The sequence below is a fragment of the Chryseobacterium oryzae genome (genome assembly GCF_022811665.1).
GTDB lineage: Bacteria > Bacteroidota > Bacteroidia > Flavobacteriales > Weeksellaceae > Chryseobacterium > Chryseobacterium oryzae.
On the sequence record NZ_CP094529.1, the window covers coordinates 1,796,731 to 1,822,363 of the forward strand.

At 32.9% G+C, this 25,633-nt stretch carries 22 protein-coding genes; 6 read left to right on the plus strand and 16 right to left on the minus strand.

The features are described from left to right. Nucleotides 1–131 precede the first annotated feature (131 nt). The 3 genes from MTP08_RS08280 to recQ are packed head-to-tail and all read right to left on the minus strand — an operon-like array spanning nucleotide 132 to nucleotide 3,856. Nucleotides 132–482, minus strand: coding sequence for a hypothetical protein (locus MTP08_RS08280; RefSeq protein WP_243575576.1), 351 nt, complete (start codon nucleotides 480–482; stop codon nucleotides 132–134). A gap of 48 nt (nucleotides 483–530) precedes the next feature. Continuing rightward, on the minus strand, nucleotides 531–1,613 hold the full coding sequence (locus tag MTP08_RS08285; protein WP_243575577.1) for a glycosyltransferase: 1,083 nt from the start codon (nucleotides 1,611–1,613) through the stop codon (nucleotides 531–533). A gap of 38 nt (nucleotides 1,614–1,651) precedes the next feature. Beyond that, on the minus strand, nucleotides 1,652–3,856 hold the full coding sequence (recQ, locus tag MTP08_RS08290; protein WP_243575578.1) for a DNA helicase RecQ: 2,205 nt from the start codon (nucleotides 3,854–3,856) through the stop codon (nucleotides 1,652–1,654). Between the two features lie 145 nt (nucleotides 3,857–4,001). Here recQ and MTP08_RS08295 point away from each other — a divergent pair, with 145 nt between their 5' ends. The 3 genes from MTP08_RS08295 to MTP08_RS08305 all read left to right on the plus strand — a co-directional run bounded on the left by MTP08_RS08295 (nucleotide 4,002) and on the right by MTP08_RS08305 (nucleotide 7,788). Further along, a complete protein-coding gene (locus tag MTP08_RS08295; RefSeq protein WP_243575579.1) occupies nucleotides 4,002–4,961 on the plus strand; it encodes a KpsF/GutQ family sugar-phosphate isomerase in 960 nt (319 codons plus the stop codon). 114 nt (nucleotides 4,962–5,075) lie between these two features. Continuing rightward, entirely contained in the window at nucleotides 5,076–5,900 is an 825-nt protein-coding gene (gene tatC, locus MTP08_RS08300) for a twin-arginine translocase subunit TatC (RefSeq protein WP_243575580.1), read from the plus strand. A gap of 238 nt (nucleotides 5,901–6,138) precedes the next feature. After that, nucleotides 6,139–7,788: a M1 family metallopeptidase gene (locus MTP08_RS08305; RefSeq protein WP_243575581.1), complete on the plus strand. Its 1,650-nt coding sequence runs from the start codon at nucleotides 6,139–6,141 to the stop codon at nucleotides 7,786–7,788. Nucleotides 7,789–7,888: 100 nt separating this feature from the next. On the opposite strand, the gene MTP08_RS08310 is transcribed toward MTP08_RS08305, so the two are convergent. The 3 genes from MTP08_RS08310 to MTP08_RS08320 all read right to left on the minus strand — a co-directional run bounded on the left by MTP08_RS08310 (nucleotide 7,889) and on the right by MTP08_RS08320 (nucleotide 11,230). Then, nucleotides 7,889–8,788, minus strand: coding sequence for a GLPGLI family protein (locus MTP08_RS08310; protein ID WP_243575582.1), 900 nt, complete (start codon nucleotides 8,786–8,788; stop codon nucleotides 7,889–7,891). A 70-nt stretch (nucleotides 8,789–8,858) separates the two neighbouring features. Continuing rightward, entirely contained in the window at nucleotides 8,859–10,865 is a 2,007-nt protein-coding gene (locus MTP08_RS08315; RefSeq protein WP_243575583.1) for a M56 family metallopeptidase, read from the minus strand. Next, entirely contained in the window at nucleotides 10,865–11,230 is a 366-nt protein-coding gene (locus MTP08_RS08320; RefSeq protein ID WP_243575584.1) for a BlaI/MecI/CopY family transcriptional regulator, read from the minus strand. The genes MTP08_RS08315 and MTP08_RS08320 overlap by 1 nt, the downstream gene beginning before the upstream one ends. A gap of 420 nt (nucleotides 11,231–11,650) precedes the next feature. On the opposite strand from MTP08_RS08320, the gene MTP08_RS08325 reads away from it, so the two are divergent. Further along, nucleotides 11,651–12,217 carry a hypothetical protein gene (locus MTP08_RS08325; protein WP_243575585.1) on the plus strand — a complete coding sequence of 189 codons (567 nt, stop codon included), beginning with the start codon at nucleotides 11,651–11,653 and terminating at the stop codon, nucleotides 12,215–12,217. A 394-nt stretch (nucleotides 12,218–12,611) separates the two neighbouring features. On the opposite strand, the gene gcvP is transcribed toward MTP08_RS08325, so the two are convergent. Beyond that, nucleotides 12,612–15,470, minus strand: a complete 2,859-nt coding sequence (gcvP, locus tag MTP08_RS08330) for an aminomethyl-transferring glycine dehydrogenase (RefSeq protein ID WP_243575586.1) — start codon at nucleotides 15,468–15,470, stop codon at nucleotides 12,612–12,614. Between the two features lie 375 nt (nucleotides 15,471–15,845). Beyond that, a complete protein-coding gene (locus tag MTP08_RS08335; RefSeq protein ID WP_243575587.1) occupies nucleotides 15,846–16,493 on the minus strand; it encodes a J domain-containing protein in 648 nt (215 codons plus the stop codon). Between the two features lie 733 nt (nucleotides 16,494–17,226). Here MTP08_RS08335 and MTP08_RS08340 point away from each other — a divergent pair. Then, nucleotides 17,227–18,198: a helix-turn-helix domain-containing protein gene (locus MTP08_RS08340; protein ID WP_243575588.1), complete on the plus strand. Its 972-nt coding sequence runs from the start codon at nucleotides 17,227–17,229 to the stop codon at nucleotides 18,196–18,198. Between the two features lie 82 nt (nucleotides 18,199–18,280). Here the strand turns inward: MTP08_RS08340 and MTP08_RS08345 are convergent, their stop codons facing one another. The 6 genes from MTP08_RS08345 to MTP08_RS08370 form a co-directional block, all read right to left on the minus strand. Further along, entirely contained in the window at nucleotides 18,281–18,550 is a 270-nt protein-coding gene (locus tag MTP08_RS08345) for a hypothetical protein (RefSeq protein WP_243575589.1), read from the minus strand. A gap of 82 nt (nucleotides 18,551–18,632) precedes the next feature. Next, the gene (locus tag MTP08_RS08350; protein WP_243575590.1) at nucleotides 18,633–18,980 is read right to left on the minus strand and encodes a hypothetical protein; all 348 of its coding nucleotides are present in this window, start codon (nucleotides 18,978–18,980) and stop codon (nucleotides 18,633–18,635) included. A gap of 7 nt (nucleotides 18,981–18,987) precedes the next feature. Next, a complete protein-coding gene (locus MTP08_RS08355) occupies nucleotides 18,988–19,542 on the minus strand; it encodes an RNA polymerase sigma factor (RefSeq protein ID WP_243575591.1) in 555 nt (184 codons plus the stop codon). Nucleotides 19,543–19,698: 156 nt separating this feature from the next. After that, entirely contained in the window at nucleotides 19,699–20,085 is a 387-nt protein-coding gene (locus MTP08_RS08360; protein ID WP_243575592.1) for a hypothetical protein, read from the minus strand. A gap of 177 nt (nucleotides 20,086–20,262) precedes the next feature. Beyond that, nucleotides 20,263–21,060 (minus strand): alpha/beta hydrolase, encoded by a 798-nt coding sequence (locus tag MTP08_RS08365; protein WP_243575593.1) that lies wholly within the window; start codon nucleotides 21,058–21,060, stop codon nucleotides 20,263–20,265. Between the two features lie 262 nt (nucleotides 21,061–21,322). Continuing rightward, entirely contained in the window at nucleotides 21,323–23,308 is a 1,986-nt protein-coding gene (locus MTP08_RS08370) for a urocanate hydratase (RefSeq protein ID WP_243575594.1), read from the minus strand. A gap of 250 nt (nucleotides 23,309–23,558) precedes the next feature. Between MTP08_RS08370 and MTP08_RS08375 the strand changes: the two genes are divergently transcribed. Beyond that, nucleotides 23,559–24,218: an RDD family protein gene (locus MTP08_RS08375; RefSeq protein ID WP_243575595.1), complete on the plus strand. Its 660-nt coding sequence runs from the start codon at nucleotides 23,559–23,561 to the stop codon at nucleotides 24,216–24,218. 22 nt (nucleotides 24,219–24,240) lie between these two features. Here MTP08_RS08375 and MTP08_RS08380 read toward each other — a convergent pair whose 3' ends face one another. Both MTP08_RS08380 and MTP08_RS08385 read right to left on the minus strand, forming a co-directional pair. Continuing rightward, the gene (locus MTP08_RS08380; protein ID WP_243575596.1) at nucleotides 24,241–24,786 is read right to left on the minus strand and encodes a lipocalin family protein; all 546 of its coding nucleotides are present in this window, start codon (nucleotides 24,784–24,786) and stop codon (nucleotides 24,241–24,243) included. Nucleotides 24,787–24,873: 87 nt separating this feature from the next. After that, the gene (locus tag MTP08_RS08385) at nucleotides 24,874–25,608 is read right to left on the minus strand and encodes a LytR/AlgR family response regulator transcription factor (protein WP_243575597.1); all 735 of its coding nucleotides are present in this window, start codon (nucleotides 25,606–25,608) and stop codon (nucleotides 24,874–24,876) included. Nucleotides 25,609–25,633: the final 25 nt, after the last annotated feature.

Sequence of the window (25,633 nt, forward strand, 5' to 3'; positions counted from 1 at the left end):
TATATTTTAATTTATTTATTATCTGATGATTAATTCTTACAAATTTACTGATTTATTACCATGTGAGAAAGTGAATTTAATCAAGTTTTTTTTCAAAACTGAATGAGGGTTGATTAAATTTAAAAAAACGATTAAAAATCCAAAGCCAGTTTACCTTCTCCAAAAGTTTCTTTATTTCCAAAAAAATTTCCACCACAAACATACCATGGTAGATTTTCTAAATATTCTACTGCATTTTCAGGTTTCATTTCTGCAACTTCTTTTTTGGCGATAATTCCTTTATACCATCTGCTTAATTCTGGAGATTTTTCTGATTCTACGAGATATTTAAGCCAGATTCTTTGGCAAAGTCTGCATTGAATAATGCTTACTTCAGCATTTCTACCTTCTGTAAAATCTGTTCCGACAATTGAAGTTCTGTATTCAGATTCTATTAAATCATGCTTTTCACAAGCACACCCTAATTTCGGGAGTTTTTTCATGAGAATAAAAAATTTGTCCGCAAATTTAGAAATATTATCGGTTTATGTTTATTTTACAATATCCATTAAAACCTTTTCGTAGCGGTTAAGAATAATATCTTTGGAAAATTTAGATTGTATACAGTTTTTAATGGCGTCTTCATCATGTTCTCTGTGCAAAATCTGAAGAATCATTTGCGAAAACTCTTCATGGTTTTCAATATCTGAAATTTCTCCATTTATTCCTTCCTGAATAATTTCAGTAATTCCACCAGGACAGTTGTTGGCTAAAGCATACGTTCCACACGCACCCGCTTCTAGCAAAACATTGGGAAAACCTTCGTAGCGCGAAGAAAGTATAAAAAGATCTGCAAACTTCAAAAATTCATACGGATTCTCCTGCCTTCCGTGAAAAATTACGTTTTTCAATCCCAAAAATTCTTTCATCTGATGAAGAATTTCTTTATCTCTCCCATCTCCCAAAATATGAAGAAGAACATTCTCATTTTTCAGTCTTGAGAAAACTTTAAGCAGATTATCAAACCCTTTTCTGGCAGATAAATTGCCAATTGCAACCACATTTTTAAAATTATATTTAAAGCTTTCAGGTTTTGAAGAAAAATTCAGTTTAGAATTGATAAAATCGAAATCTATAGGATTATTAATTTTAATAATTTTAGATTCTCTTACACTAAAATTCCCGATAAGATCCTGTTTCATATCATCACTTTGAGCAATGATCTGATGGTAATTATTGTAAAATTTATAAAAAAACCTTATCTCTTTTCTGGTAACGTGTTCAGAAACAACATTGGTTTCTCTCGCGATAAATTTTGTACTTGGAAAAAGCTTTATGAATAACGATAAATAAGCATTAACTTCCCCGAATCCTGAAAAAACTATCTGTGGTTTTCTTTTGTATATTTCTTTCAAAATAGGCTTCAGAGAATGACGTATTCTTTCGGTATCTATATCTATAATTTCAACATCTTCTTTTACTAAATTCAGATAACCGCCTTCTTTCCTGAGAAGGAGAATTTTAGGATCGAAAAGATCTCTTGACAAATGATTGGCAATGGTGGTGACAATTCTTTCTGCACCTCCGGTTTCCAAATCTGGCAAAATAAATATGATGGAAATCTTCTTTTTCATAATAAAAAACCTTACCCAAAACGGGATAAGGCTGTATTCTAATTGGCTACGTCGCTAATAAACTTAATTCTGAGCATTCTTACTTCTTCATCCGAAAGTTCGTCTCCAAACTCATCTAACAAAACTTTCATATTGTCGCTTTCAGATTCCCGCATAAATTCCATGAAATCGTCTACGATATCTTCATCAAAATTATCTTCAATGTAATAATCAATATTCAATTTAGTACCCTGATACACAATACGTTCCATTTCTTTCAAAAGTTCACTTATGGAAAGATTTTTGGCTCTTGCAATATCTTCAAGATCAATTTTTTTATCCGTATTCTGAATAATGAAAACTTTATGGCTGGATTTATTCGCAACCTGCTTCAGAACCATGTCCTGAGTACGTTCTATATTGTTATCTTCAACATATTTCGCAATAAAATCGGCAAATTCTTTACCGTATTTTTTAGCTTTACCCTCACCTACGCCGTATATTTTCGCGATTTCTTCTACTGTAACGGGATACTGAACGGTCATATCCTCCAAACTCGGATCCATAAACACCGTGTAAGGCGGAATTTCGTGCTTTTTGGCAATTTTCTTTCTTAAATCTTTCAGAAGTGCAAAAAGATTTTGGTCTAAACCTCCACCAGACTGCATCTGAACCTGATCGCTTTCTGCTTTTGTCTGAGATAAATCGAACTCCCTATCTTCTGCAATTTGAAAAGGTTCTTTAAAATTACCATTCAAAACCTGTTTTCCCTTTTCGGAAATTTTTAGCACACCGTAGGTTTCTATATCTTTATTTAAAAAATTCTGAACAGTTGCCTGTCTTAAAATTGTTTTCCAATAATTATCTTTCTCATTTTTCCCGAAACCAAAGAATGAACTCTGCTCTAATTTATACGACTTTGTAACAGCATTTTCTTTCCCGACAATAACAGAAATTAAATCTTTGGATTTGAATTTTTCTTTTGTATCATCTATAAGTTCAAGAACCCGTTTTAAATCTCCGGTAGCATCTTTCAATTTTGGAGGATTGGAAGAATTATCGCACATATTGGCTCCATCACCATGCACAGGATCAAACTGTTCACCAAAATAATATAAAATATATTGCCTTCTGCTCATGGAAGTTTCGGCATAACCAACTACTTCGTTAAGAAGCTGCAAACCGATTTCTCTTTCGGAAACAGGTTTTTGAGCAAGAAATTTTTCAAGTTTTTCAATATCTTTAGGATCATAGAAAGCCAAACAGTAACCTTCTCCGCCATCTCGACCTGCACGACCCGTTTCCTGATAATAACTCTCCAAAGATTTTGGAAAATCGTAATGAATTACAAAACGTACATCCGGCTTATCTATCCCCATTCCGAATGCTATTGTTGCAACAATAACATCGGCTTCTTCCATAAGGAACTTGTCCTGATTGGCAACCCTTACTTTTTGGTCCAGACCCGCATGATAAGGAAGTGCATTAATGCCGTTTACCTGCAGAAGCTGTGCAAACTCTTCCACTTTTCTTCTGCTGAGACAATAAACAATCCCCGATTTTCCTTTATTTTTATTGATGAATTTTACAATTTCCTTATCAATATTTACTTTCGGTTTTACTTCATAAAACAAATTGGGTCTGTTGAAGCTTTCTTTAAAAACCATTGCATTAGTCATCCCTAGAGTTTTCTGAATATCATCCTGAACTTTAGGAGTTGCCGTTGCGGTTAAAGCAATAACAGGCACATCTGCTATTTTATCGATAATAGATTTTAAATTTCGGTATTCCGGGCGGAAATCGTGTCCCCATTCTGAAATACAGTGTGCTTCGTCTATGGCAAAAAAAGATATTTTTACATCTTTTAAAAAATCCACATAATCTTCTTTAATTAAAGATTCCGGAGCTACATATAAAAGTTTGGTTTTTCCAGATTTAATATCATCAAAAACCTGCTTGGTCTGAGTTTTGTTGAGAGAAGAGTTAAGAACATGCGCAACGCCGTTTTCTGAAGACAATCCGTTAACTGCATCCACCTGATTTTTCATCAGGGCAATTAATGGGGAAACAACAATCGCTGTACCTTCCGATATAAGAGCCGGAAGTTGGTAACAAAGCGATTTTCCTCCACCAGTAGGCATTAGCACAAAAATATCTTTACCTTCCTGAAGATTACTGATGATTTCTTCCTGCTGTCCTTTGAAGGTTGAAAACCCAAAGTATTTTTTCAATTCGCCCGATAAATTGGCTTTTTTTGCACTCATCTAATTTTGTATTGCTAAATTTGCATCTAATTCAAAGTTATAAAAATTTTAGTTAAAACAAAAGCAATAGAATTTTTAAGACCTTTATTTATATATTTTACAAATTAAGAACTTTGATATTCTATACATTAATTTTCAATGAAAAATGGAAAGAGACAAGATCATTTCAATTGCAACAAGTACACTTTCGATAGAAATTTCAGAACTGGAAAAACTTAAACAGAGAATAGGTGACGAATTTGTAAAAGCCGTAGAAATTATTCATTCAGCAAAAGGAAAATTAATTGTAGTAGGCATCGGAAAATCTGCCCATGTGGGAAATAAAATTGTTGCTACACTCAATTCCACCGGAACTCCTGCACAGTTTTTACACGCTTCGGAAGCAATACACGGAGATTTAGGCGTTATCCAAAAACAAGATGTCGTTCTATGTATTTCCAATTCCGGAAATTCTCCTGAAATTGTTAACCTTGTAACCTATCTTAAAGATTATTCTTCCGCTTTAATAGGAATGACGGGTAACAGAAAAAGCAAATTGGCAGAATTTTCTGACGTAATATTAGATACGCACGTAGATGTTGAAGCCTGTCCTATACAATTGGCACCAACAAGTTCTACCACAAACCAAATGGCTTTGGGAGATGCATTGGCAATCTGTCTGATGGAATGGAATCATTTTAAAGAAAATGATTTTGCAAAATTTCATCCGGGTGGCAGTTTGGGTAAAAATTTAACCGCCAGAGTGGAACAGTTTGTATCTTCGCAAAAACCTCAGGTAAGCCAGGAATCTTCCATAAAAGAGGTAATTATTTCCATTAGTGCTTCAAGCCACGGAATTACAGTGGTTACCGACCACGAAGAAATTATTGGAGTTATTACCGATGGAGATTTACGAAGAATGCTTCTAAATGGAGATGATATTTCTAAAGTTTTGGCAAAAGACATTATGTCTGTAAACCCTAAAACAATCGAAAAAGATGCTTTGGCAAAAGATGCTATGAAAATCCTAAAAAACAACAATATAGGACAACTCATTGTTACTGAAAACAGCAAGTATTTTGGGATTATCGATTTGCATAAACTGTTGGATGAAGGAATTAATTAAATGTTAACTGCTTTCTTAAAAATCTCAGAAAACATATCAGAATTTGTAGAGATAAAGGATTAAACTTCTTTTACTGAAACTTTTTCCTAAATTTGAATCTTTAAAAAATTACCCGTGAGTGAAGAAAAAGAAATGTCTTTTTTTGGACATATTGGCGAACTGAGAGGGCATCTTATCCGAGCTATCATTGCAATAGTAATTGCTGCATTTGTAGTAGGTTTTAATATTAACTGGATTATGGACCACATCTTTTTTGGTCCTACAAGAAACGATTTTCCTACTTTCAAGCTTGTAAACGATTTTTCAAGATGGATTCTTGGGAGCGACAGCATTACTTTACCCGAAGAATTTCCTGTGCGTGTGCAAAGGTTATATCAGCAGTTTAATGTAATGATGGCGGTTTCTATTTTTGGAGGTTTGGTTATTGCATTTCCTTATATTGTTTGGGAACTTTGGAGATTTATAAGTCCGGCACTGCATCCCAACGAAAGAAAAAACTCAATCTTTATTATTAATGCCGTCTGGATTCTTTTCATGACCGGAGTTTTATGCGGATACTTCCTTATTTTGCCTTTTGCTGTAAATTTTGGGGTGATTTTTAAAATATCGGATATTATCATTCCCCTGTATGATTTAAGCGATTATACTACTCTTTTTTTACAGGTGGTTTTAGGTATGGGAGTTGTTTTTCTGTTTCCTATCGTTATTTATTTTCTTACCAGCATAGGAATTCTTACTCCAAAATTTATGAAAACATACAGAAGACATGCAATTGTACTTATTATGATTGTTGCAGCAATTATTACTCCTGCAGATGTTTTAAGTATGATTATGGCAGCGTTGCCACTATTGTTTTTATATGAATTCAGTATTATTATGTGTTCTTACACCTATAAAAAAACACTTAAACGAGAAATGGGTTTAGAAAAAATGAAATAAGCTAAAATATAATTCAATTCCGTTTACAAAGACACTTATTTTTAAATATCATTCATTACAGATATTCAAAAATATTTATATGATATCAATCCGTTACACTTCATTGTTGTAACGGATTTTTTTAGTTTAAATCTTATCATTAAAACGCCTAAAGTCATCCTGAAATACAGGATTTATTAAATTTCAGAATTTGTTGAATAATATTCTTTATTTTTGAATATCATTTATAAAATTTAAGATGAAAATAATTTCGTTGGCACTTTTATTCTGTTCAACTTTACATTTTGGGCAACTTTTTAATCATGATAAAACGTTCACAAAACAGGATACTTTAAAAGGATCTAACACAGAATACAGAAATTTTTGGGATGTAAAAAGGTATGATCTGTCTATTGAGCCTGAATTTGAAAAGAAAAGCATTTCAGGAACTAATAAAATCAGTTTTGAAATTACCAAAGATATTTCCAATCCTATATTTCAGATAGATTTGCAGCAACCCTTAGTTGTTCATGCAGTACAATGCAGTTTTCCGACTTCTAAAGCTTTTAAAAGAGACGGCGATTTTATTTTTATTTCTTCTAACAAAGATTTCAAAAAAGGAGAAAGATTCTCAATAGAAATTTCTTATTCCGGAGAGCCTATTATTGCTAAAAATGCACCTTGGGACGGCGGATGGATTTTCACTAAAGATGAAAAAGGAAATCCTTGGATGAGTGTTGCAGACGAAGGAATTGGTGCTTCTGTCTGGCTTCCTGTAAAAGATATTTGGAGCGATGAGCCAGATGAAGGAATGACCATGAACATCATTACCAAAATGGGATTGGTCGGCGTCGGTAACGGAAGACTGATAGACAAAAAAGTAGCAATTGGAAATTCTATTGGAGATAACAGAACGGTCTGGACTTGGGAAGTAAAAAATACCATTAATCCTTATTCTATTATCCCGAGTATCGGAAAATATGTCAATTTTAAAGATACTTATGACGGCGAAAAAGGAAAGCTGGATTTAGATTATTGGGTAATTGACTATAATTTAGAAAAAGCAAAAAAACAGTTTCAGCAGGTAAAACCTATGTTGAAATCTTTCGAATATTGGTTCGGTCCGTATCCTTTTTATGAAGATTCTTACAAGTTGGTAGAAACGCCGTATTTAGGGATGGAACACCAAAGCAATATTGCTTACGGTAATGGTTACGCAAACGGTTATTTAGGAACAGATCTTTCGGGAACCGGAGTGGGGCTTAATTGGGATTACATTATTATTCATGAAAGCGGACACGAATGGTTTGCCAATAATATTACGGCAACCGACAAAGCAGATATGTGGATTCATGAAGCTTTTACCATGTATTCTGAAGTTTTGTTTACTGAAAGTTTTATGGATAAAAAGTCTGCTGATATTTATGCCCAAGGGCTTCAAAAAAATATAGAAAACGACATTCCGCTTATTGGGAAATATGGTGTAAATAATGAAGGAAGCAGCGATATTTACAATAAAGGAGCAAGTTTAATCCACACCATAAGACAGGTCATTAACAATGATGAAAAGTTTAGACAAATTCTTAGAGGATTAAACAAAGATTTCTACCATAAAAATATTACTACACAACAGGTTGAACGATATATTTCTGAAAAATCGGGTATCGATTTTTCTACGGTATTCAATCAATATTTAAGAACTACAAAAGTTCCGGTCTTAGAATATGTACAAACAGGTAATAAACTGAAATTCCGTTATACGAATACAGTAAAAGGCTTAAAGCTTCCCATTAGAATTGATAATCAAACAATTAACCCGACAGAAGATTGGCAGACTGTAAAGCTTTCCAACTCAAATGCAGTGGAATTCAACAGAAATTATTATATCAAATATAAAACGGCTAATTAAGAGCCACTTAAAACTATACTTACTCAGTAAAAATTAAAAAGTCGGAAGAAAAATCCTTCCGACTTCCACAGGAAAATCCCTGTACTTTACTACTTCAAAATTATTTATATAAATCTGGTTCTATAAAATTATTATTCTTTTTAAAACTCTCTCTTAGGTTTTTTTCGATTTCCCTAAAAACTTGGTTTGGATCTGAAATCTCTCTACCATCTGCAGATTTGGATTTAAAAATAACCTTATTATTACCATCCGAATTCTTCATCATCATTTCCCGCATATTTTTAGTAGGATCGTTTACGTAGTTTTTCCATACTTTTTTAAATTGCTTTTCATTGGTTTCGATTTCTTTACCACCCATCCCGAACAATTGAATCCCTGCCGGAAGATCCTGCTCCTGAGTTTTTACGGTTTGAAAAGTTTTATTACCCACCAAAGTCATCGAGTGAGAACCTGTTTTATCTTCAATTTTCACAATTAAACCGGGAAGACCGTAAAATTTATAAGGTCCGTCCTGAAAAGGGATGTCTGTAGAAAACCAAGCAACCCATTCTCTTCCGCCAAAATTGGTAGTTGCTTTTTGAGCATTATATTCTCCTATTTTCTGCTTATCCTGCAATATTTTCCATTCTGGTTTCTGGTCTTCTTCAACTTTGTAGGTATCTGAAGAAACTTTTAAGTAGATAAACGTTTTAAAATCCGGATACTGCTTTGTTACTTTATACCCTACTACGCCACCTTTTTCGGTTCTTTTAATGGTGAAATTTCCGGAAGAAACTTTCATTTGCTTTTCCAGTTCCGCTTTTGTGGTAGAATCTGAAATATATTTGTCTTGACTATAATAACTGGATCCGTTTTTATCAATATCCAAAAGCATCATTTCTTTTTTTACATCCGCTTTATTGGTAGAATCCGGGATAAATTTATACTCGTAAAAAAAACGATTTTGTGCAAAGCTGAAAAAACCGCTTATTATCATTAAAAAGGCAATAATTTTTCTCATTATTGGGTTTTGTTTAATTTAGTTCTATTAGTTTTTTTCATTTAGAATAAATGATACTGTATTTTGAAAGCTATTTTTTCTTCAATTTAATATGAATCTCTCCTGCTTGCTTTCCATCAACCTTTGTTTTATTAACATTCATAGATTCTATATCTTTAGGATTAATATTCTGCATTTCTTCTTTTGATATAGGATTTCCATCGACAAAATATTTAATATTTTCATCAGAATTAGCTTTAATCATCTCTGCAGCAGTAGTTTTGAAAACCGTGCCACGAGAAAGAATTGGAGCATTTGGTGGAATTGGAGGATTTGGAGTTTCTGTATATTTCGTTGTTGCAGTATATTTTACTTTAGAATCGTATGCATTCACAGAAATCATCCATGGATTTCCCTGCAAATCTTTTTGTTGCTTTTTAATATCGCGTAACTTTTCTTCAACTTTAGCTCGCTCTTTTGCAAGTTTTTCTAGTTTTCGAAGTTCTTTTTTAGAAAGGTTTCCTTTGCCATTTATAATTTCATTATTCAAATTACTAAGTTCATTAAATAAAAATTTACCGCCAAGATCTTTATCCAAATCAAGTCTTTTAACACTTGGGAAACTACTTTTACTATCTCTACTCTGTATATAAATATTATTAGTTTTACCAAGCTTTTCTTTAAAATCTGAAGAATTAAACTTATCTCTTAAAAATTTTAATACTTTGGCATCAACATTCAAATCTTTAAAAACTTTTGCATCAAAAATTTTATCGAAATCTTTTTCCTCTCCATTTACGGTTACTTTATAATTGTCTCCGTCCGGAAAAATTCTTTTAATCTCTACTTTATCAACATTAAATTTGGGACTAATTGCTGCAATATTATTTCTAATATCTTCTACCCTTTTCATATCCATATCGAATAATTTGTCTTTATCGACAATTTTATCCATTTCTCGGGTAAGACTTTTAAGTTCTTTTGCTTTTAGCTCAAACTCATAGCTATTCTCACCCTTTTCTTTGGCAATTTTTTTAAGTTCTGCAGATTTTTCTTTGGATTTTTCGCTTAGTGTTTTTAGTTTTTCAGATTGTATTTTCAGTTTTTCATTGGCATTAGAAATTTTATCCTGCTGCAATTGTACTATCTGCTCAACTTCATTTTTGGGTGATAAAGTGTCTTTTTTTATTTCGGAAACAGCTTTATCGATTTCGATATTGGTTTCCTTAATTTCTTTATTTTTTGCATTTACCATATAAGCAAAGGCAACAGTAAAAAGCACAGGTAGGGCAAATATTCTTCGCGCATAACCGAATTTTGTTTTGGGTTTTTGTAACATTTTAAGTCTTTTTTTAAGGTTTGAACTAAGAAACGGACTTGTAGCAGGCAACTGTGTTCCGGAAAAGTGGCTTGCTAAAAGCATCTGCGCAAATGCTTTGGTATCCGATTGTTTAACGGCTTTTTTATCAGCCAGATATTCGTGTATAAGATTGATTTCTTTTTTAATGATGTGGAAGAAAGGGTTAAACCAAAAAACTGAAGTTATAATTTCCACAATAATTTTGTCGACAGAATGTTTCTGTTCAATATGAACCATTTCGTGCTTCAGAATCTGTTTTCCTACTTCAGAGTTCAGCGTAATGGTGTTTTTCCAAAAAAGATTTTTGAAATAAGAAAATGGTGCTTCCGAAAGATTGGTCTGATAGAAATTAACTCCTTCAAAACTTTCTTTCTGAAACTGTGTTTTCAGTTGTTGTATTCTGAAAATTCCGTAAAGAAATTTCCCTAAAAAATAGAAAGAAACCACTCCCAGAGCTGAAAAAATAATTTTAAGATAAATGTAGTCATTGTTTATAGTATTTTCTTGGTTAATATTCTGAAACTGACTGAGTAATAAAAACAGATTCTTACTTACTTCAATGGTAAAATCTTCTACTTTTATTAAAGGCAGCAAAATGGAGATTCCCATAGCCGAAAGAAGATAAAACCTATTGTAATGATGAAACGTCTTGTCTTTTAAAGACAACTGATAATAGAGAAACATTACACCGGAGCATAAAATTACTTTACCTAAATAAAAAAATACAGCTTCCATCATTAATCTTTATTTTTTAGTTCGTTAAGCAGCATCTCCAGATCTTCTACGCTCATTTCATTTTTTTCTACCAAAAAAGACACGGCACTTTTGTAAGATCCTTTGAAATAATTTTTCACAAGATTTTTCATGGTTTTACCAGAATATTGTTCCTTCGTTATTAAAGGGTAATACTGATGTTGTCGCCCAAAAACTTCATAATCAACAAAATCTTTTTCCTTCAAAACTTTAAGAATCGTAGAAACCGTATTGGTATGAGGTTTTGGTTCCGGAAAAAGATCCAGTACATCTTTAAGGAAACCTTTCTGTAATTTCCATAAAAACTGCATTACCTGTTCTTCTGCTTTGGTTAAAGTGTGTATTTTCATAATTTTATTTCAATCTAAATGGTAGAAACATCTACTTTTTCATTATATAAAAAGCATTTAACTTTTTACTGTTTTAAACTACGATCTGCATTGGTACAGATTTTAGTTTTCCGACAATTATTTTCAAACTTCACTTTGAAAAACTATCACTAATGAATTAGTTATACAAATGTAGAAATTATTTCTAATCATACAACTATTTTTATAGTTATAAACTGTTAAATTATATAACACCTTGAAAATAAAACAATTAAATTAAAATTGAATATCAAATCTAACTGATTACCAATCTCAAGTTATCAGTAAAAGTTAAATAAATGGAGAAAATCCCTAAAAATTGTTAAATTATATTAAATAAAATCGAAATGAATAGGCATAAAATGAGAAAATATATTTATTTTAGTGCTTTAAAAATTACTCATGAAAAGATATACGTTATTTTCTGTATTATTGTTATTAATATTTAATGTTGCAGCCGCACAGTCTTCATCTGTTTTTGGAGCTGTTTCGGAAGCAAAATCTAAAATTGAAAACACTGTTCCTGTTGTTTTAGAACATCTTAAAAAAATAAGTGAAGCACAAGGCGACAATTCTATTTATACCAATGGAAAACAAGCTCTGAAAAAAGAATATGAAACCTTATCTGCAGAATTTGATCTCTACAAAGGCAATATGGCAAGCTGTATTGTAAACAAAAAAAACTCTACAAAATGTATGAACTATCATACATTATACTTTAGAAATACTTTGGGAAATTATAATAACTACATTAATTACATCACCAAAAAAAATGGTTACCTTGGAGTAGAAGATGAATCTGTAAAAAAAGATTTTAAACCAACAGAGATTGCTACAAAAGTAGATTCAGATTTCTTAGCAGCTTCCAAAGCCATGAAAAAACTTAAAAGCAACAGCAAATCTTCTTATTTTGAGCAGGTAAAATCTGATGATTTTAAATTGGCACCTTTCGACACGCTCGTTAAATAAAAGATACTTTATCTAAATATTAATCCGGCTTAATGCCGGATTTTTTTGTTTTTACCTAAGTTTGAGATAAGGATTTATAAAACGCAAAGCTAAACAATAGGTTAAATTTTTGATTTATATATGTTTAAGATAAACCATGACGTATAACTTAGCAAAGTAATACAAAACTTTGTGTTATTTTGCTAAGCAAAGTGCCTTTGTATAGCTCAAAAGCATTTCAAGAAGTAAACTTATCTTTGTTTTTCTTTGCGATAAAATAATTAATATCTGAATATCAGAACTATTTAAATATTTCTTATCCGAACTCAGGTTGAATTAGCCATTTTATTAAACAAAAAAATTGGGAATGCACATTCTGTACATTCCCCAAAATATATTATTGAAAAAATTTCAATTACATATAAGCTTCAATAGGTTCGCAAGTACAAACCAAATTTCTGTCGCCATAAGCTTCATCAATTCTTGAAACCGAAGCGAAGAATTTATGATCTCTTACCCAATCCAACGGGTAAGCTGCTTTTTCTCTAGAATAAGGCTTATCCCAAGAATCTGAAACAACAATTTGTTCCGTATGAGGAGCATTTTTCAACACATTATTCGCAGGATCTGCTTCTCCATTGGCAATCTCATCAATTTCATGCTTAATGGAAATTAAAGCTTCCGCAAAACGGTCAATTTCTGCTTTACTTTCAGATTCTGTTGGCTCTATCATTAATGTTCCGGCAACCGGGAAAGAAACTGTAGGAGCGTGGAATCCGTAATCCATTAATCTCTTTGCAACATCAGCAACCTCAATTCCTAGAGATTTAAACTGTCTGAAATCTACAATACATTCGTGTGCTACTCTTCCGTTTGCATTAGAATATAGAATCGGGAAATGTTCTGCCAAAACTTCTTTTAAATAGTTGGCATTCAAAATTGCATGTTCGGTAGCTTTTTTCAATCCTGCTGTACCCAACATTTTAATGTATGCGTAAGAAATATTTAGAATTAAACCAGAACCGTAAGGTGCAGCCGAAATTCCTTCGATAGCTTCTTTAGAACCTACATTAATATTGGCATTGGTTGGAAGAAATGGAACCAAGTGTTTTGCTACACAAATAGGACCAACTCCAGGACCTCCACCACCATGAGGAATGGCAAAAGTTTTATGAAGATTTAAATGACAAACATCTGCACCAATATTTCCCGGACTGGTATAACCTACCTGTGCATTCATATTAGCTCCGTCCATATAAACCTGACCTCCATGCTCATGAACTAAAGAAGTAATTTCTTTAATGTTGGCATCAAAAAATCCGTAAGTAGAAGGATAAGTAATCATTACACAAGCAAGATTTTCAGAATGCTGCTCTGTTTTAGCTTTCAAGTCTTCGAAATCTATTTCCCCGTTTTCAAGGTTTTTAACAACAACAATTTTCATTCCTGCCATTGCTGCAGATGCAGGATTGGTTCCGTGTGCAGACTGAGGAATTAAAACAACATTTCTGTGACCTTCACCTCTCGAAATATGATACTCTCTAATTACCATTAAACCTGCATACTCTCCTTGAGCTCCGGAATTCGGCTGTAAAGAAGTTCCTGCAAAGCCTGTAATTTCTGCAAGATCCTTTTCCAATTCATGAATCATTTCCTGATAACCTTTAGCCTGTTCTACAGGAACAAAAGGATGTACACTTCCCCAGTTATCCCAAGAAAGCGGAAGCATTTCTGTAGCTGCATTCAACTTCATTGTACAAGAACCAAGAGAAATCATAGAATGTGTTAAAGACAGGTCTTTTCTTTCCAAACGCTTGATATAGCGCATTAATTCGGTTTCTGTATGGTATCTGTTGAATACTTCTTCTGTAAGAATTTCATCTTTTCTTAAAATATCCGACGGAATGCTGAATTCTTCTTTTAATTCTAATTTGAAAGCCTGCTTATCTTTAAACTGGGCAAAAGAAGTCATAAGATAATTCAGTTTTTCTAGCGTAGTACTTTCATTAAGAGCAATACTTACCACGCCTTCTGTGAAATAATTGAGATTGATTTTATGATCTTTCATCATTCTCATCAATTTCGATTTTTCATCTTCATTCATCAGGATTTTTACAGTATCAAAAACAGGTTCTTCCACTGTGTTATATCCTAAAGCTTTTAAACCGTTATTTAAAGCATTTGTTTTAAAATGTATTTGGTCTGCAATATAATTTAATCCTTTCGGACCATGATAAACTGCATACATCCCTGCCATAACAGCCAATAAAACCTGTGCTGTACAGATATTAGAAGTCGCTCTTTCTCTTTTTATATGCTGTTCTCTTGTCTGAAGTGCCATTCTTAAAGCACGTTTGCCGTAAGCATCCTGAGAAACACCAATAATTCTTCCCGGTATATCTCTTTTGTAATCTTCTTTACAAGCGAAAAATGCTGCGTGAGGACCACCGTATCCCATAGGAATTCCGAATCTCTGCGTAGTTCCTACAGCACAATCTGCTCCCATAGAAGCAGGTGATTTTAATTTAACCAATGCCATCGGATCACAAGCTACAACAACCTGAAGATCTAATTTCTTGTATTCTGTAATATTTTCTGTATAATCTAAAACAATTCCGTTCTTACCAGGATACTGCAATAGAACACCATAATAAGATTCATCAAAAGAATGGTTACTGTGATCTCCAACTACGATTTCTATACCTAAACCTTCTGCTTTAGTTTTAAGAACAGATACTGTTTGAGGCAACACCAAATCTGATACAAAAAATTTGTTGGCATCCGATTTTTTCTGATCTTTCGTTCTGTTGTTAAAAAACATGTGCATAGCTTCTGCAGAAGCTGTAGCTTCATCTAAAAGTGATGCGTTTGCTAAGCCAAAACCGGTAAGATCGCATACAACAGTCTGGAAATTAAGGAGAGCTTCTAATCTTCCCTGAGCAATTTCAGCCTGATAAGGAGTGTACGCAGTGTACCAACTTGGGTTTTCGAAGATGTTTCTCTGAATTGCCGATGGAAGCAGCGTATTGTAATATCCAAATCCTATATAGCTCGTAAACTCTGTATTTTTAGAAGCTAATTCTTTAGAATGATTCAGCATTTCGTATTCGGAAAGCGGCTCCGAAATCTGAAGATCTTTTTCTAAACGGATAGATGTTGGGATAGTTTGAGAAATAAGTTCCTCGATATTCGAAACGCCAATTTTCTCCATCATTGCCTGCTTATCTGCTTCATTCATGGAAATGTGACGGCTCACAAACTGTTCTGTATTCATTTTTATATTAGATTTTGTTTGTAAAAAAGATTCGTAAAAATACGATTTTTTCAAAGATTGTGCAACAGTCGTTCACATAATGAAAATAACAAATACTATTGTTTAAAATCTAAATTTTCCTACAAACAAGCAATCTTTAAAACAATCTCCTATTTAAAGTTAAAATTCAAAAAAATTAATTATATTTATTCTAAATTAATATATTTGCAATATGAATGCAATAATTCCTTTTAAAGTTCCGCCATTGGTTCCCATATTTTCTTCAGCAGGCCAAGAAATGCTATGTGAGAAAAAGTCTTGTTGTAAAAAATTCAAAAAAGGTAAAAGGTGTAAGAAATGCCCTGGAAGAAAGAAATTGGCATAAAAAATATCTACTTACAGTAAACTGTTGATTAAAAAATACAACGCCAAAGCCAAAAGCAAAATAGCCAATATTATTTTTACTATTTTTGGCTGACCGTGAGGGTTTATCGCTGTTTTTGGCTGCGATTTGAACAAATCTTCGGCCTTATCTATAATTCTTTCTTTATTACTTTCAAAAACTTCGGTAATAGTAATACCCTGCACCACCGTTTTATGTAAAAGTGAGTTAGTTGCGTGCAGCAAAATCTGAAATTTACCGTCTTTAAACTCAGTTATTCTAAAAATTCTTTCCCCGTAAGCTTTTTCAAGACCAAAAGGCAAAACTTTTACCACATCTGCGTTCTGAGTCTGCCATGTAATGATGATTTCTTCACCCTTTTTAGCATGAACTTTATTAGAACTGAAGCTTTTGATGGATGGCGGAGTATTATATCTGAACGTTTTTTGATGACTATCCAAGTTTTCGTCGTAGGTTTTTCTTTTGCTTTTATCACTCAGCATTTCATACGCTTCCTGAATTTCTCTAAATCGGTTTGCAAAGAAATCATCATTATCATTTTTATCCGGATGATATTTTAATGAAAGTTTTCTGTACGATTTTTTGATGTCTTCTTCTGAAGCATCCCGAGAAATTCCAAGAAAATAATAGTAATCTTTCATAGACTGCTGCAAAAATAAGGATTTGATTTTTTATTTTGAGAAAACAGTTCAGTAATTAAATAACCATTTTTTAAAGTTTCAAAAAATCTATTATTAATAGTAAAAAGATCACTTTATATTATGTTGGATTTTAAATATCACATTGTTCAAATAAAAAACAGCTATACGAAAAACGTAAGCTGTCTTTTATTTTTTTTCAAGAAAATTTAAAACCGACACGAAACAATATAATTTCGCATCGGTTATTGCATTTGTGTTTTATTATATATACTGTGTTTTTTTTAGGGCTATTAATACAAATATTTTTTATAGTTGAATAAGCTTTACAGGTTTAGCAATAATAGCTTTTTAATTCACTTTGTTTCTTAATCATAGATAAATGCAACTTGTTTCAACAATACTTCAGTACAAAAATCTCCTCGTTAGTAACCTTAATTCTCTTTTCTATAAAAAAATATTACACCATAATCATTTGGATTTATATCTTTGTGAGTAAGTAGGGATAAAGAATATTTGATCACAAAAATTATATGAAAACAATAACCATATAACCCCTAAATATTTTTCACAAACAATAAATTACAAATCTTTTCATTAAGTATGGAGCAAATATAAATCGATTTACAATTACAAATAAACCATAAACCAAAGAATTACAGTAAATAGTTTAGAATTAATAGTTATCACATTTTCAATAACTTACACAAATCAATTACTATAAATAACTTATACAATGATAAATTCTAGAGACAGAGACGAAAAAATAGTACAGCTGAAAGAGAAATTAGCAAAAACATATGTGTGGATGATGACGTTTCTTTTATTGGTAATTGCTATTTATAGTTGGCTCTTTCTGAAGAATAATTTTGTAGGCTATTACATGCTTTTTGGGAGCATAACCATTTCTGTCTTGTGGCTTTTCTTTAAAGACAAGTTTGAAATTCATAAAATTGTTAAGATCTATTTAATTTTTGGACCTCTTTACAATATATTAATGATGTTCTTATTTTGGACTAATTCTATTGTTAGTTTTGTCTGGCTAATTCCTGTTCCTCTTATAGCTTATATATTCTTTTCCAAAAAATATATATTTTATTACAGCATTTATTCTGTTGTTTTAATTGTAATAGTATCAATTTTTGCAAAGAACTTCTCTACTTATAATTTAAAGCTTCCTTTATCAATTATTAGAGTAGGCGATTTGCTTCTGCTTTTATCAAACATTGCAATTATTACTCATTTATTAATTTTCAACGATAAAATCAGAAAGTTACAGGCTGTAGCAGAATATAAAGAACGAGAGAAAATTGATGTTTTAAATTCTTTTGATAGTAAAGAAATAAAACAGTATAGCGATTTATTCGACAGAATAGATGATTTGATGAAGACTGAACAAATCTTTAAAGATCCCAACTTTAATATTTCTTCTTTATGTACAACTCTAAATGTTAGTACAAGCTATATTTCTAGAGCAATAAGATATAAGGAATATCCTAACTTTAATAGCTACATCAATAAACTTAGAATAGATTATGTGGTTGATTTATTGAACACTACAGATTTGGAGAAAGTTACGCTGTTATATATTTATACTGAAGCCGGATATAAAACGCAATCTACTTTTAACAGGGTTTTTAAAGAAATAAAAGGAGTTACCCCATCCGAATTCATTCAAAAAATGAAAGTAGTTGAAGATGAAAAATAATTATTTTTCCATTTACAATAAATTCGGCTCGGAAAACTTTGCTTTCCGAGCCGATTTACAATTTCAATAAGACTCCTGAAGATTATGCCTCTACAAAATTTTCTTTTCTATCGTCTCTTCGGCAACATTTAGAAGCAAATTCATGCTTGAATTTACCTTTCAACTGCTGATAATCTTCATCACTCATTTCTCTGATTTTGTCTGCCAAACCAAATGGCGATTTCTCTTTAATGCCATATTCTTCGAAAACACCTTTCAAAAATCTTTTTCTCCGAATAGCTTTTTTGGCAACCACAGCAATTCCTGCTACTGCAAGTGCTCCAAGAGCACCTTTTAATACTGAATTTTTCATTTTTTTTAAATTTTAAATTTTACTACTTTTTTATAAAGACGAATGAACATCAATTTTACTTTTACTACTTCTTAAAATTGTATCAATCGTTATTTTTATTAAAAAAACCTCCAGAACATCTTTGTTTCCATATTTCTTTGAACTTTTCTTTTTCTTCAGCAGACATTCCTTCCATTCTGTGCTCGAAATGTTTGGCTCTTATTTGCTTCATGCCTTGACCAAATTTACCGTGAAAACCTCCAAAAAGAATTTTACTTAAAACAAGAATTCCCATCGCCTGCCAAAATCCTATGGTTTTAACACCTAAAATTTCGGGTAAAAGACAATTCCAAAGCAACATTACGATCCATGAAATCAGTAAGAAAATAACCGGCGGACAAAGTATTATACAAAACCACCAACCTTTATTATATTTATATTTGTTTCTCATTTCCATTTTAATTTTTTAAATCCTCATATAATCTTCTCAATCGGTTTCTCAAATGTTTTACCGCGTAATTTTTTCTACTGATGATGGTTTTAATATTATCTCCCTGTTCATCTGCAATCTGCTGTAAAGTTTTATCATTGAGTTCGTTTTCTATATAGACCAATCTTTGTTTTTCTGGCAATTCATCCAAAGCATCAAAAAGTTTTTTCCATATTTCGTCCTGAAACATTTTTATTTCCGGACCGGCACTCTCATCCATCAGCAAAATATCTTTAATAGAAAACTCGCCGTCTTCATCTTCGTAAACAAAATCTTCAAGATTTTCTGTTTTCTTTTTTCTGTATTTATCGGTTATTTTATTAGCTGTAACTCTATACAGCCAACCACCAATATTTACTATTTCAGAAAGATTGGTAAGACTGCTGAACTGATACCATACTTCCTGAAGAATATCTTCTGCATCTTCCGTATTTTTTACTTTTGGACGAATATAAGACATCAGTTTCCCACCGTAACTAAGTACGGTCTGAGAAATAATGTTTTCCTTTTCGTTCTGTGGCATTGATATTTTTTCGACAATCTCCATATTGCTATGACGATTATTGTTTTGCTTTTACTTTATTAATTTAATTTTTTTTTAGGCTGAATCTTCAATCGCTTTGTCACAAATAAAAAACAGGAAATCTGGTGATTTCCTGCCTAAATATTCTTTTAATTTTTATCTGTAAATAACTACATTATCTTTTTTCAGCTGATATCCATATTTTTTATACGGAACCAAAATATAATTACCTTTCTTCCAGATTTTGCCCTTTCCTATTCTGTATAAAATAATACTTCCAGATTCCTGATTTGGAAGAAAAACCTCTGCTTTCTTTTTATTGGAACTGAAAATAACAGGAGTAAAAGAAGTAGATGTACTCTTTGGATTAACCTCAGTAAGTTTGATTTTTTGATCAAAAAGTTTTACACAATCATTTTTTACCTGAGAATAGGTATAACCTGCAGAACCAATACAGCCATGCTTATCTTTATCATTCCCCACCATCTGAGAAAATGCCATTGAAGTACAAAACAAAGCGAAAGAAACAATTATCTTTTTCATATTTTTAAATTTAAAATTTTTCTAAAATTATTTGAGTTTTTTCAATTTCAGATGATAAGAAAATTCTTACGAATCATTCATAATATCCTTACTTGAAACTGACTATAAATTTAATGCAAAAAAATAATTTTAGCAATAAAGTAAACCTTGAAATCAACAATTACGCCAATTTTTTAATTATAAATTTTCAATTGCTTTCAAAATCTCATTTTTATCTTTGGTTTTCATTCCCTGCAGATGTTCTCCCGAAAATTCCAAAAACTGCTTAGGTTCCGGAGCATTGTTATAAATAAGCTGTCCATGTTCAAACGGAACAGAAGAGTCATTCTTGCTGTAAATAAAAAGCTTTGGAAGCCCCTGTAAAGATTTAATATCTTCTTTCGCAGAATACGGAGAAATAATAACTTTCTGTATAAATTCTTTATATTCTGGCTTATATTTAATCGCAATATCTGTAAAAGACGACATCCCTCCGTCTAATATTAATCCTGATATTTTAGACTGATTATCTTTAGCCAAATGTGTTGCCACCTGCGATCCTAAAGATGCCCCATAAATATAAATTTTGCTGTCGCTTATCTCTTTTTTAGACAAAAGATAATCAAACATTTTCTGTGCATCTTCTGCAACATTTTTATGGGTAGGTTTACCGGTAGATTTTCCGTATCCTCTTACATCCACCATTACTACCTGAAAACCGTCTTCAACCAGTGGTTTTGTCATGTATTGATAGGTAGACACATTTCCGTTGGCTCCATGAAAAAATAATATGGTCTTTTTAACTGAATTAGATTCCGGCTTCAAAACAATTGCGGTAATGGTATCATTTTCCACTGGCAGACTAAGATTTTCAACTTTTTTAAACTCTAACTTTTGCATTTTTTTGTCTGGCTGATAGAATTTATCATCCATTTGAGCTTTGGATAACGTTGATGAAAAGGCTAATAACAAAGAGAAAAATATTGTTTTTTTCATTATAGTATGAATTATTTTATGCCTCAAAAATAGTATTTTAATTACTTTGAAAAAAATTTTATAATACTGAATTGTTGAAATCAATACTTTGTGTAATAAATCTTTCGTATATTAAAATACCCAAGATTAATTTTCAAAATATTAACATCATACTATAATAACTAAAAAACTGCATTACTGCAGTTTTTTTTAATATTAAATAAGTATAACATTTAATCCTTATTTGTCCAATAAATAAGTGTAACTTTTATGTTCGCAATATTTAAAACAAACTTTCATCCACAAAATTCGGTAACGTCACTTTCAGATTGGGTTCGGCATCCATTGCACGTTGGATGGCGAAAACAGCGCCTTCGTTTCTTGCCCAGCTTCGTCGGGAAATTCCGTTGTTCACATCCCAGAAGAGCATTGATTTTAAACGTCTGTCGGCATCATCGCTACCATCCAAAAGCATCCCGAAGCCGCCATTGATGACCTCTCCCCAGCCAACGCCGCCGCCATTGTGAATGCTCACCCAAGTTGCGCCACGGAAACTGTCGCCAATCACATTCTGAATTGCCATATCTGCCGTAAATCTGGAGCCGTCATAGATATTGGAAGTCTCACGGTACGGCGAATCTGTCCCCGAAACATCGTGATGGTCTCTACCCAAAACTACGGCACCGATTTTTCCATTTTTGATGGCTTTGTTGAAGGCTTCTGCAATTTTCATTCGGCCTTCTGCATCGGCATAGAGAATTCTTGCCTGCGAGCCAACTACTAATTTGTTTTCCTGCGCCCCTTTAATCCATTGGATGTTGTCTTTCATCTGCTGTTGGATTTCCTTTGGCGAAGTTTTAATCATTTCCTCTAAAACTTGGCAGGCGATGTCATCGGTTTTTTGCAAATCTTCCGGTTTTCCGCTTGTGCACACCCAACGGAAAGGACCGAAACCATAATCAAAACACATCGGTCCCATAATATCCTGAACATAAGATGGATATTTGAATTCTCTTCCCAAGCTCGGATTGGGGTTCATTACATCAGCTCCGGCTCGCGAGGCTTCCAGTAAGAACGCATTTCCATAATCGAAGAAATAGGTTCCTTTTGCTGTGTGTTTGTTGATGGCTGCAGCATGTCTTCTCAACGTTTCCTGAACTTTTTCTTTGAATAACTCAGGATTTTCTGCCATCATTGTATTCGATTCTTCAAAACTTTGCCCAACCGGATAATAACCGCCCGCCCAGGGATTGTGAAGCGAGGTTTGGTCTGAACCGATGTCAATTCTCAAGTTTTCTTCATCAAATTTTTCCCAGACTTCAACAATATTTCCGAGATAGGCCAAAGAAACTGTTTCCTTATTTTGCTGAGCTTTTCTTACTCTCTCTACCAATTCATCCGGATTTTCGTGGATTTCGTTCACCCATTTCTGGTCGTGACGGATTTTGGTGATTTTTGGATTCACTTCTGCAATCACCGTTACACAACCTGCAATATTACCGGCTTTTGGCTGAGCTCCGGACATTCCGCCCAGACCAGAAGTTACAAATAATCCGCCTTTTGGTTCTTTATTGATTTTTCTGAAAGCGTTGAGAACCGTAATCGTCGTTCCGTGAACAATACCTTGCGGACCGATGTACATATAGCTTCCCGCCGTCATTTGCCCATACTGAGTCACCCCCAAGGCATTGAATTTTTCCCAATCATCCGGTTTGGAATAATTCGGAATCATCATTCCGTTGGTTACAACCACTCTTGGTGCATCTTTATGAGAAGGAAACAAGCCCATCGGATGACCGGAATACATTGTCAAAGTCTGTTCGTCCGTCATTTCAGAGAGATACTTCATCGTCAGAAGATATTGCGCCCAGTTGCTGAAAACCGCTCCGTTTCCGCCATAGGTAATCAGCTCGTGCGGATGTTGTGCCACAGCATAATCCAGATTATTCTGAATCATCAGCATAATGGCTTTCGCCTGTTCAGATTTTCCGGGATACTCTGCAATATCTCTGGCTTTCATCTCGTAATCCGGACGGAATCGGTACATATAAATTCTTCCGTATTTCTCTAATTCTTCTTTAAATTCCGGCAATAATTCTGCGTGGAATTTCGGTTCGAAATACCGTAAAGCATTTTTAAGCGCAAGTTTTTTCTCTTCTTCCGTTAAAATCTCTTTACGTTTAGGAGCGTGGTTGATGTTGTTATCGTATGGTTTCGGCTGCGGTAACTCGGAGGGAATCCCTTGTTGTATTTGCTCTTTAAAAGTCATGATATTGGGTAATCTTCTTTAATTTAAGGTTGAAATTACAATTGAAAAATCAAGTTTTTAAAGATATAAAGAAAAATTTACCCGTGAAACAGACTGCAATAGATGTTCAGAGCAAGAAATGAAAAATATTTTGAGATTATTTACGTGTTTTTAGGATAAATTTTATTGAAACTATTAAAAAAACAAAGCAAGTTGTTTATATTTGGCACTTCACAATAAGGAGATAAAATCTATGTAATATTTGCAGGTTATGGAAGAAAAATTTATTGTTTATTATGCCGGAGACAGAAAAGGACCTTTTACAATTAAAGAATTAAAGCAATTTAAAATACAGAGGTATGATCTTATTTGGCAGGAAAATACTTCTACCTGGATTGAAGCCCATAAAGTTGAAGCTCTGAAAAGTCTTTTTGATGATTTTTTACCCGCTCCAAGAAAAGAAAATTTGCCAGAAGTTGATAAAAGAGCAATGTACAGCAATTCCAATGTCGGTAATATTGAATTTCTTTCTAACCGTACTGTAAAAATCTACTATCCCAATTATATTGTGCATTATCGTTATGCAAGCTTTATAGAAAGGCTGTTAGCGAGAATTATTGATATTTTCATCATTATTATTCCTGCTGCAATTATTCCTATTTTACCGGCTTGGCTGTATTTTTCTCTCATGCATTGCAGTACAGACCAACAGACTTTGGGACAAAAAGTTTTCAATATTAAACTGGAAAGTGCAGACGGAAAAAAAGTAACTTTCGGACAGTCTACCGGTAGATTTTTTGCCAATATACTTAATGCTCTTACTTTTCTTATTGGATATCTGATGTTTTTCTTCAACAGTAAAAATCAGTGTCTACACGATATGCTTGCGGATACCATTGTAGTCTCTGAAATTGGGAGGGAAAAGAGATAACAAGAATATAAATATCATTTTATCAGGCTTTATCGTGCTTCACCCAAATTAAATCATCTGTATTATATCCTAACTTTTGGGCTTTGGCAATAAATCTCTGTTTGAAACTTTCGGGAATTTCGGTGGTTCGGGATAAAATCCAAATGTATTTTGTATTATTTCCTACCACTAAAGCATATTGATAATTTTCGTCAATATCAATAACATTGTATCCAGACCAAATAGGTTTAAAAAACGAAACTTTAAGTCTTGCTTCGGATTTATCATTAACAAATTTTGCTTCTCCTATAGATTCTTTCCATTGTTTTTTCACATAATCGTAGCCTCGATTCTGAACTTTAATGGTTCCATCCGGATTTAGAGAATAAGAAGCGGTAACATTATCCAGATTTTTCTCGAATTTATAATCGAATCTAGCAATTTCGTACCATTTGCCGAGATATTGATCGGAATTAAAATTTTTAACAGCTACAGCTCCCTTGGGAATTCCTACTGAACAAGAATTCAGAATCACAAATCCTAAAACACCTAAAGAAATCGGAATGGCAATTTTTTTAAAGCTTTTCATAATATTTTGTTTATGATATATGAAAATTCAAAAACAATGCCCAAAATAGCCTTTTAGAACTGATTTCGATTTAAAAATTTAGAATTTTTACGCAAAAACTCTCAGAAACTGATCTTTAAAACTTCCTGAAATTTCAATCTCTGTTTGATCGGAAAGTGTTGCGGTTCCGCTTTTGTGATACGATTTCACAAAATTGGTATTGATGATATGAGAACGGTGAACCCTTACGAAAGGCTTTTCCAGCAAATCATCAAAATGCTTCAGAAAACGGCACACCATTTTCCTGGAACCGTCCGTAAGATAGACCTGCGTGAAATTTCCATCTGCCTGAAGTCTCATAATATCTTCCGTTTTCACGACATCAAAACCTTGGAGAGTAGGCAGAATCAGCTGTTGCTTTTCGGGCTTTAATTTTAGATTTTCGAGGAGAATTTTATTTCGGTTGAGCTCTTCTTTATTCTGAATGCTGTCTGCTGCTTTATTTACCGCCAAAATCAGCTCCTGAATGTCTATCGGTTTTAAAATATAATAGCTCGCAGATTTATTTAAAGCCTGAAGAGAATACTGTGAAAATGCGGTAATGAAAATAGTTTCATAGGAGAAATCTTTGGTAGCTTCCAATACATCAAAAGCATTTCCGTAAGGCATTTCAACATCAAGAAAAACCAGTTGCGGCTGTTTTTGGGCAATCATGGGAACAGCTTCTTTAATATTTTCCGCTTCACCCAAAATTTCAATCTGCGGACAGTATTTTGTGACATAACTCCGGAGAACTTCTCTTGCAATAAGTTCGTCATCTACGATTACGGCTTTTATTTTCATTCTGTAAGTTTGGTTTAAAGTTTAA